General features: G+C 36.1%; 10 protein-coding genes and 1 tRNA gene. All 11 read right to left on the bottom strand.

Annotated features, from left to right (window positions below):
- Positions 1-19 precede the first annotated feature (19 nt).
- Positions 20-93 (bottom strand) — tRNA-Asp (locus SCA31_RS20515).
- A 127-nt stretch (positions 94-220) separates the two neighbouring features.
- On the bottom strand, positions 221-538 hold the full coding sequence (gene trxA / locus SCA31_RS20510; RefSeq protein WP_027374941.1) for a thioredoxin: 318 nt from the start codon (positions 536-538) through the stop codon (positions 221-223).
- A gap of 84 nt (positions 539-622) precedes the next feature.
- Positions 623-1798: a cysteine desulfurase family protein gene (locus SCA31_RS20505; protein ID WP_410698856.1), complete on the bottom strand. Its 1176-nt coding sequence runs from the start codon at positions 1796-1798 to the stop codon at positions 623-625.
- A 2-nt stretch (positions 1799-1800) separates the two neighbouring features.
- Entirely contained in the window at positions 1801-2274 is a 474-nt protein-coding gene (locus SCA31_RS20500; RefSeq protein WP_410698855.1) for a hypothetical protein, read from the bottom strand.
- Between the two features lie 24 nt (positions 2275-2298).
- Entirely contained in the window at positions 2299-2886 is a 588-nt protein-coding gene (locus SCA31_RS20495) for an HAD family hydrolase (RefSeq protein WP_109620445.1), read from the bottom strand.
- Between the two features lie 2 nt (positions 2887-2888).
- A complete protein-coding gene (locus SCA31_RS20490; protein WP_410698854.1) occupies positions 2889-3614 on the bottom strand; it encodes an SDR family NAD(P)-dependent oxidoreductase in 726 nt (241 codons plus the stop codon).
- Positions 3614-4933 carry an FAD-binding protein gene (locus SCA31_RS20485; protein ID WP_410698853.1) on the bottom strand — a complete coding sequence of 440 codons (1320 nt, stop codon included), beginning with the start codon at positions 4931-4933 and terminating at the stop codon, positions 3614-3616. Before SCA31_RS20485 ends, SCA31_RS20490 begins: the two co-directional genes overlap by 1 nt.
- The gene (locus tag SCA31_RS20480; RefSeq protein ID WP_410698852.1) at positions 4930-5817 is read right to left on the bottom strand and encodes a decaprenyl-phosphate phosphoribosyltransferase; all 888 of its coding nucleotides are present in this window, start codon (positions 5815-5817) and stop codon (positions 4930-4932) included. Before SCA31_RS20480 ends, SCA31_RS20485 begins: the two co-directional genes overlap by 4 nt.
- Positions 5818-5924: 107 nt before the next feature.
- The gene (locus tag SCA31_RS20475; RefSeq protein WP_410698851.1) at positions 5925-6614 is read right to left on the bottom strand and encodes an OmpA family protein; all 690 of its coding nucleotides are present in this window, start codon (positions 6612-6614) and stop codon (positions 5925-5927) included.
- 24 nt (positions 6615-6638) lie between these two features.
- Positions 6639-7130, bottom strand: coding sequence for a hypothetical protein (locus tag SCA31_RS20470; protein ID WP_410698850.1), 492 nt, complete (start codon positions 7128-7130; stop codon positions 6639-6641).
- Between the two features lie 227 nt (positions 7131-7357).
- A complete protein-coding gene (locus tag SCA31_RS20465; RefSeq protein WP_410698849.1) occupies positions 7358-9031 on the bottom strand; it encodes a S8 family serine peptidase in 1674 nt (557 codons plus the stop codon).
- Positions 9032-9101: the final 70 nt, after the last annotated feature.

Genomic DNA, 9101 nt, shown 5'->3' with positions numbered 1-9101 from the left:
GAAATTGATAAAACTTCTGCGATCCGGACGGGACTCGAACCCGCGACCTCCGCCGTGACAGGGCGGCATTCTAACCAACTGAACTACCGGATCTGATTTGTTAAAGAACTTCGTTTCTTTTTCGTGGTTGCAAAATTACACCTTTTTTTATTACCTGCAAATTATTTTCAAAAAAAAAGCCTCCCAATAACGGAAGGCGTTCATTATCACAATTGTTTTTTTATAAGTGAGCGCTTAATTTTTCAGCGATTACCTCTTTTGGAGCTACACCTACTAACTTATCTACCACCTCTCCGTTCTTAAAAATAAGAACAGTAGGAATATTTCTGATACCATATTGCATTGAAATTTCCTGGTTGTTGTCTACATCCACTTTTCCTACTACTGCTTTTCCTTCAAAATCTGAAGCAACCTCTTCGATGATTGGTCCCAAAGTTCTACAAGGTCCACACCATACTGCCCAGAAGTCTACTAATACTGGTTTGTCTGATTTTAAAACGGTATCCTGGAATGAGCTGTCTGTAATTTCTAAAGCCATTTTGTTTCTTTTATTTTAATTAATATTATTTTCTTGTTTTTCCCTTTATTGAGTCCTCAAAATTACGATTTTTACATCATAAGACTATCTATGCTCAACATTAGTTTTTTCTATAGTATAATCACTTGAAATTTCCTTTAGAGCATTCGCCAATGCATCTATATCTGACTTGGTCGTCAAATGGCTAAAAGAAATACGTAATGGCGTACAGTGATCCATCTCATCTTCAGAAAGGACCATCATCATAACCATTGACGGTTTGGATGCACCGGAAGAGCATGCACTTCCCTGAGAAATTGCAATCCCTTTCATATCCAACTGAAGACCAATCAAAGGATTTTTATATGGAAGCAATACACTTAAAACACTGTCTACACTATTTTCCATCTCTCCGCTTCTTCCATTGAATTTAATATGCGGAACCTCTGCAGATAGTCTTTCGATAGCATATTCTTTAATTTCTCTGATATGAGCAGCATAAGCCTCCATATTGTTGATGCAAAGCTCTAAAGCCTTACCCAAGCCTACGATCCCGGCAACATTTTCAGTTCCTGCTCTCAGACTTCTTTCCTGAGGTCCACCCGTAATAATTCCTTTCAAACCAGTAGCTTTTCTAATAAAAGCAAAACCTACTCCTTTTGGACCATGAAATTTATGAGCACTGCAAGAAGCAAAATCTACAAGAGTATCTGAAAAATCAAATTTCATGTGAGCCATTGTCTTTACTGTATCGGAGTGGTAAAGAGCATTATACACTTTACACAATGCTGCAATTTTTTTAATATCAACGATATTTCCAATTTCATTATTGGCATGCATTAAACTTACCAACGTCTTTTTATCTGAAGACTTTAATAGTTCTTCTAATTTATTCAGGTCAATGTCTCCTTTCTCATTAGGACGGATATAGTTTACTTCTACTCCTTTTCTGCTTTTCATATCCAAAATACTTTCAGAGACACATTTGTGTTCCAAAGGAGAGCTAATGATCCTTTCTACTCCAAGATGTTCTACCGAGGATTTGATGATCATATTGTTGGATTCGGTTCCGCAAGATGTGAAAATGATCTCAGCAGGCGTTACATGAAGATAGTCTGCAACCTGTCTTCTTACATTTTCAATAAGGATTTTTGCTTCCTGTCCAAAACTGTGGGTTGAAGACGGATTTCCGAAATTCATCTTCATTGTACCAACCATTGCATCTATAACTTCATCTGCAAGCGGAGTGGTTGCGGCATTATCTAAATATATTTTATCCATTATTATTTTGAATATTTTAATTCTACGGAGGTAAACTGGTAATCTGCAGGAATAGCAAAAAGAAACCAAGGATTGGAAAGCACCTGAATTTCCATTCCACCGGATGGTTCTCCTGCCGGAACTTCTACATACAGTACATTATTCTTTACAGAAATGCTTTTAATTTCATTAATGGTATGGCTTCCTGATCTGAAACTTCCCAAATTATATAAAACAACTTTTTTATTTTTAGGAAATTTCGGATAGTTGATCGCAGATTCTTTTCCTTCTTCTACAAAGTTAAAACCTCCCTTTATAGCAGTAAGGAATTCTTTTTCGTCCTTAATGATTCTAAAGCCACTTTCATTTGCTCCTCCTTGAGACTCAGAGGCAATAAGTTCTGCATCTTTCTGCATATCAGACAATTTTTGTTGAGATGATGTTGCACTGGTACAGCTCATAAGCAGAGCTGCAAATGCAATTAACAGGCTTTTCATTTTTTACACTTTTATCACCCAAAATTAGTGAAAAAATTGGTAATGTCCCTCATTTGCCCATTTCAACATTGGCTTATCTCCGGAAGTATCACCAAATGCGATAATTTTATCGTATCTGGAATCATTGATTTCTTCTTTTATCCTGACTAGTTTTTCTTTTCCGTTACAATTTTTACCGATAAAGTTCCCTGTGAAAACACCATTTTTAAACTCTGCACGCGTAGAAACAAGTTGCATTTTCAGTTTCTCGGCAAAAGGTTTTACCCAGATATCCAATGAAGCCGTTACCAATAAACTTTGTGTATTATTCCTATCGATATTTTGTATAAAGTCTAGGGCATTCTCTCTTACAATCTTAGGATAATGTTGTTCAAAAAATTGCTTGGACTTTAGCTCAATTTTTTCCTGGGTCTGGCCCTTTAGGATAGATCCGATAAAACTTTTCTTTACTTTTTCTGTTTCCGCCAGTTTAAGCTTTAACAGAATAAAAAGAGGGACATGTCTTAAAAATTGTATTCTATATTTTGTAGAATCATAGAATTTAAGATACATAAACATGGTATCCTTATACGTCAGGGTTCCATCAAAATCAAAACAATACAATTTTTTCATTTTTAAAGCTTTAACTTTTTAAATATAAATTCAGGAATATTCCTTATAATCATCATAATAATACTCCAAATCGGCAATACATATGCTACATCTTTTTGCTTTTTGAAAGCCTTATAAATGCAGGCTGCCGCTTGCTTGGGAGTGGCTGTCAACTTAGGATTCAAAGGTAATCCTTCTGTCATTTTGGTAGCCATAAATCCAGGTTTTATCGTTAGAACATGTACTTTTTTACTAAAAAGATAGTTCCTCAAACCACTCAGATAGGCTGTAAAAGCAGCCTTTGCACTTCCATAAATAAAGTTACTCTGTCTGCCTCTATCTCCTGCCACTGATGAAAGACCGATGATTGTTCCCGATCTTCTGCTTTCAAATTTATGAGCAAAATAATTCATTAACGGAATCAGCTTAGCGTAATTGATATTAATAATACGCTCTGTATTCTTATTATCATACAAACCCTCCTCTGTTCCATCACCTAAATATCCTACGGCACAAAATAATACATTTGAATTGATATTATCAAATCTATTATAATCAATTTCCTTCATCAGATCCAGTTCTATGACTTCGGACTGCTGCAGAAACTTTACATCAATATGCCTTGCAAATCTTTCTGTAGTTTCTTTACTTGATGTAAATAGATAGATTTTTTCAAATTTTTCTCCTTCCTGAAGTGCTTTTTCCACAAATGCCTGTGCTACTTCAGATGTACTTCCCAGAACTATCATTATGAGTTATTATTTATGATTCTTTTGTGCTGTAAAGACACAAATTTAGGATTTTGAATATTTTTCAGGTAATTGGTCAATGATGATCTGCTCATACTGTCCTTGGTAAGATAAATTCTTCCTCCAAACTCCTGTACGATGCTGTCTAATTGATCTACCAGTTTCTTTAGTTTTGAATTCACTTTAAAATCCAGTGCTAATGTATATCCCTCAACCGGAAATGAGTTATAAGCTTCTGGATTATGTTTTCCAAAAAGCTTTAAAACTGCAAGGAATGAACCATTCCCACTATTGGCTATGGTCTCAAGAATTTTCTTCATTCCCTCTTTTCCCGCTTCTTTCGGAATAACCATCTGGTATTGTATAAATCCTGACTTTCCGTAGATCTTATTCCATTCATTAATGGCATCCAAAGGATAAAAGAACGTTTCATAATCAATAAAGCTCTTTACCTCCTTTTTAGATTGCTTTTTATAGTATAACCAATTGAAGATTTTCACCGTCAGTGCATTCAATACAAATCCAGGAAAATAGAACGGAATGGTAGGTTGTAATTTTTTCTTTAATCTTAAAGGAGTTCTTGCCATATTTTGTGGCAGTTCATGTTGAAAGGCATGCTCACCTCTCATCAGGATACTTCTTCCGATATTTTTCCCTTTTTGAAGACAATCAATCCATGCTACTGTATACGTCCAGCTTTCACTTTCGTCAAACAGTTTAAAGATCTCATCCAGATTCTCTGCTTTAATACTTTCCTGACGGATGTATGCAGATTCTATATTTTTAAGCTTAAATTTTGCAGTAAGAATAATCCCCGTAAGTCCCATCCCACCAATGGTAGCCCAGAACTTCTCAGAATTCTCTTCTCTTGAACAGGTAATGATTTCCCCATTCTCAGTCATTAATTTAAATTCAATAACATATTCTGAAAAGCAACCTTCTGCATGATGATTTTTTCCATGAACATCAGAAGCAATAGCGCCTCCTACCGAAATAAATTTTGTTCCCGGTGTTACATAAAGAAAATACCCCTGCGGAACAGATATTTCAAGTACGTCGGAAAGCAATACTCCAGACTCGCACTCTATAACTCCGTTTAAACGGTCAAAACTGATGAATTTATTTAATTTTTTGGTCGAAAATATGGTCTCTCCCAACGAAGCATCTCCATAGCATCTTCCGTTTCCTCTTGCGATAACCTCATTGTGATTGAGAACAAACTCTTTTATTTTTTTGAAGCTGTCTTCAGATCTCATTTCTTTTTCCACTACCGGGAAATTGCCCCAGTTTGTAACTTTCTGTGTGAAATTCGGCTTCATTTCTTAAAGTAAATTTGAATTAAAAATGCAGCCACCCAAAGTAATAGGGTAACCTGTATATAACGATCTCTATACACAATTTTTGTGGGAGATTCTGTCCTGTTGTAAACAAGGGTCTGTTGCAGGTACCTCAAAAGGGCAAAAACTACAAAAACCACTGTATAAAAAACTCTTTCATGGAATCTTGCCTGAACTTCCGGGGACAGGGTAAACATCAGGTAGCATACAATGGCAAGTGTTATAGAAATAGACAGTGCAATATCTGCAAACTGAACATTATATCCATCCAATGCTTTCCTTGTTTTTCCTGAAACCTGAGCGTTGATAAGCTCCCCTCTCCTCTTTCCAATGGCAAGCACCAACGCTAATACAAACGTAAGCAAGATTGCCCATTGTGAAATACTAATCCCGGTAATGTAACCGCCTGCAAGAACTCGCAATACAAATCCTATGGCAATGATAAAGATATCAATAATCGGAACATGCTTCAGCCTGAATGTATAGGCAAGATTCATCACCACATAAAAAGCGATAATGGTACCAAATTTCCATAAGAACTGATGGAAATAAAGCTGAGCAATAAACACAAGGGCAACATCTGCAAGGACAAGCCCTATAAGAATTCCTATCGCCTTGGATTTTGAGATTGCACCACTTGCTAATGGACGTCTTCTCTTTTCAGGGTGCTTTCTGTCTGCTTCAATGTCATTATAATCATTCAGAATATAAACGACACTTGCTGCTAACGAAAAGATGATAAAAGCAAAGATACTTTTGGCAAGGAGATCCAGATTGGTAATGTTACCAGAAAAGAATAGAGGGACAAATACAAAAAGGTTTTTCACCCATTGCTCCACACGGAGCAGTTTAAAATATTTCTTCATTTATGTTATTTCAATTACAAAAATAATAAATTCAAAATTGCCAGCCTAAAAATACAAAAAAAACCGCCGAGGCGGTCTTTTACGAAAATATTTATATGTTAAATTAATTACTGCCCTTGTTTGGCATCGTTAATCATTTTCTCATTTGCAGTAATAGCGAATTCAACTCTTCTGTTTTTTGCTCTTCCTTCATCTGTATCGTTGCTTGCAACCGGCATATTTTTACCTTCACCTTTGGTGAACATTCTGCTTCCAGCAATTCCTTTTCCTACTAGATAAGCTTTTACAGCATCTGCTCTTCTTTGAGAAAGGGCTACGTTGTAAGCATCTTTACCAACGCTGTCTGTGTGGCCATAGATGTTGATATTGGTATCAGGGTTGTTAATTAATACCTGAGCTAATTTTTCAAGGTTACTCTGAGCTACAGAAGTAAGGTTAGAAGAATCAAAAGCAAAGTTTACAATACTTTCATTCATGGTAACTTTAATACCATCTCCTACTCTTTCTACCTGAGCACCTGGTAAAGTTTCTTTAATATCTTTAGCCTGCTTATCCATTTTGTTACCGATAACGTTACCTGCAACACCACCGATAATACCTCCTAGTACAGCACCAATAGCACCATTTCCACCTCTCCCTACATTGTTTCCAAGGATACCTCCTAATACAGCTCCAGATGCAACACCTACAGCGGTACCTCTTTGTTGGTGATTTGAATTTTGAACAGCGTCACAACTTGTCAATAATAATGCTGATGACAAGAACAGAGCTCCTACGTATGTTTTAGTAAATTTCATTTTTTTATCTTTTATGTTATTAAATTATTTCATTCCAGCTCTTTCGAAGTTGTAAACAACTTTTACACTTCCATTTTCAAATGGAACGTCTTGCTGAAGAGAGAACTGGTCTGTACTTTGGTTGATGACCGTTAAAGTATAACCTGCTGTATTTTGTTTTGCTTTTGTACCCTCCATAATTTTCTTAAACATAAACGTATCACCGTTTTTTATTTCAAATTTGATAGGCTGTGTAATAGCCGGGCAGCTTCCTCCTCCATTCAAGGTATAAGCACCTGTCCAGTTATTAGGGATCAATCTCCAGTGGCTTCCTACGAAACACTGTGCATCTGCCCCTTCATCAAAAGGCTTAATTTTATACCCTTTATCGTAATCTACGCTCACAATCTGCCAATCTCCTTTTAATTTAAGAAATTCAGCTTTTTGATTTTGAGCCGTAGCTGCGTTATTCACAGAGGAACAAGACACTGCAAAAAGTGATGTTCCTAACATCCCTGCAAGTAGTAACTTTTTCATTTTGTTGTTTATTATTTTGTTACAATAAAGTTACAAAAAACCGTGCCAAAATTTCAATTTAAAAATAAAAAAGTCCGAAAAAATTCGGACTCCTTTATTAGGTATTTAAAAATGAATATTTTAACCTATTTCCATTTGGTCATTTTTATGCTGTTACACTGGCTTCCCATCCGAAACCCACAGATTATTCGATTATGAAAATGGATACAATAAACATCTTTTAATAATTATTTTCTAACAGCTTTAGTTGCTTTTTTTACAACAGGAGCTTTAGTTCCGTTATAAAAATTGTTATACGCATATTCAGCTGCTTTTTTTACATCTATAACGCCTCCTGCCCCTGAGAAATCATTAAAACCATTTGACTGGCTTAGGTTGCTTGATTTTTTTAATGCTTCAATAATCTGGACAGGCTTCAGATTTGGCATATAGGCCAATAAAACTGCCGCTGCTCCTGCTACCACGGGAGATGCCATGGATGTTCCGTCCAAATATTCGTATTTGCTTCCTTTAACGGTAGAATAAATTCTTTCTCCCGGAGCAAAAACATCCACCATTTTCTTATTATAATTGGAGAAGCTTGCTCTTAAGGCATTGTTATCATTGGTACTTGCCCCAACCACAATTACGTTATCAACAAATGGCTTTTCATCAGTAACGTTCTTATAATTTGTAGGATATGCCAAATGTTCTGCTACATCTTCATTCTCATTTCCAGCAGCTTTTACTAAAAGTACCCCTTTATCTTCTGCATATTTGAAGGCATCCCATACTACATTTTTACCTGGAGAAACCGGTTTACCAAAACTCATATTCAGAACTTTTGCACCGTTATCTACTGCATATTTTATAGCATTGGCAACGTCTTTATCTCTTTCATCACCATCCGGTACTGCTCTTACTGTCATGATTTTAGCCACCTTAGAGGCTATACCATGCTGTATTTCCTTTCCTTGTGGAAGTCCGGCAATGATTCCGGCTACGTGTGTTCCGTGCTCGGCATCAGGGCCTTCATAATGATTATTTCCATAGTTCTTTTCAGAATAATCATCATAATTATCTCCTACAATTTCTTTTCTTGGATCATATGAAAGGTCATATTGTTTGGCTGAAGGGGCATAATGATCGATGGCCTCTTTCATTTGCTCTTTCATCAATTTTTCAAATTCCGCAGATGATTTTCCTTTAAATTCAGGTCCTTGAGATACCTGTCCCAGAATTTCCAAAGCGATTGCATCTTTCTGTTCTGTAGGCTTTTTAATTGCTGAAATATTTTCTGCTGTCACCGGTTTTCCTGCCAATAACTTTACCATGTTCGGGATAAGGTCATTGATCATGGAATAGGTTTGGAAGTTTTGCTTCGCTTCGATACTTTTCTTTGTGAAAAGTTCTCTGGCTTTCATATACATAGCAAATTCTTCCGGCATTTGGGCTTGATTTGCTTTGTTTTTAGCAGAATCATCTCCCTCGAAGAGTGGTTGATATTTCGCAACAACTCTGGTTACTTCCATATTATCAATTCCAATATCACCGTTCTTTCCTCCTATAAAGTTCCAACCGTGGATATCATCAATATATCCGTTTCCATCGTCATCTTTACCATTTCCCGGTACTTCATTAGGGTTTGTCCACATATTTTTCACCAATCCTGGGTGATCTACCTGTACTCCACTATCCAAAACCCCTACGATTACTGTTTTCGGCTTCAAACCTTTCGACTCCAGATATTTATATGCATTTTCTGTATTTACACCATACACTTTTGAAGTGGAAAAATCTTTATGATACCACATCATCAGATCTTTATTTTCTTTCGGGTCAATACTTTTAGTTTTAGACTCTTGTGCAAAAGAGTAGCTAAAACCTGTCAAAAAAACTGCAGCTAATAATACCTTTTTCATATGTTGATATTTATTTATTATAAAGTCACATGTAATCGTCAAGGCCATCTGTTTTATTTGCCAGAAAATC

This window comes from Chryseobacterium sp. SIMBA_028 (assembly GCF_046535285.1).
Lineage (GTDB): Bacteria > Bacteroidota > Bacteroidia > Flavobacteriales > Weeksellaceae > Chryseobacterium.
This window is presented reverse-complemented; position numbering and strand designations above follow the sequence as displayed.